The following is a 279-nucleotide window of genomic DNA, read 5'->3' on the forward strand; positions in this document are numbered from 1 at the left end:
GACTTATCTTTGAGGACACTCATCATGGCAATCGATTTCGAACTCCAGTTTGGCAACAAGGGCAACAACGGCAAGAAGAACGTCGGCACCGAGGCACCGAAGGCGCAGTTCTGGCTGAACATCGGCTTCGTCGCTGAAGGCACGGCCAAGCCCGAAGAGGGCAAGGACGACGTGTTCGTCTCGCTGCCCGTCGGCATTCCGCTGGACACCATGGAACGTCTGAAGACCAACTCCAGCAACGAGGAGTTCGCCCAGCTGCAGGCTGCCCGCAACGACCTG

At 58.8% G+C, this 279-nt stretch carries 1 protein-coding gene; it reads left to right on the top strand.

Going from position 1 to position 279, the window contains the following annotated elements; all coding sequences use genetic code 11:
• Positions 1-24 precede the first annotated feature (24 nt).
• Positions 25-279: hypothetical protein (locus SB725_RS30840; RefSeq protein ID WP_410923170.1), on the top strand; the 255-nt coding region annotated here is incomplete at its 3' end.

The sequence above is a fragment of the Pseudomonas sp. SIMBA_041 genome (assembly GCF_046535095.1).
GTDB classification, from domain to species: Bacteria; Pseudomonadota; Gammaproteobacteria; order Pseudomonadales; family Pseudomonadaceae; genus Aquipseudomonas; species Aquipseudomonas mucoides.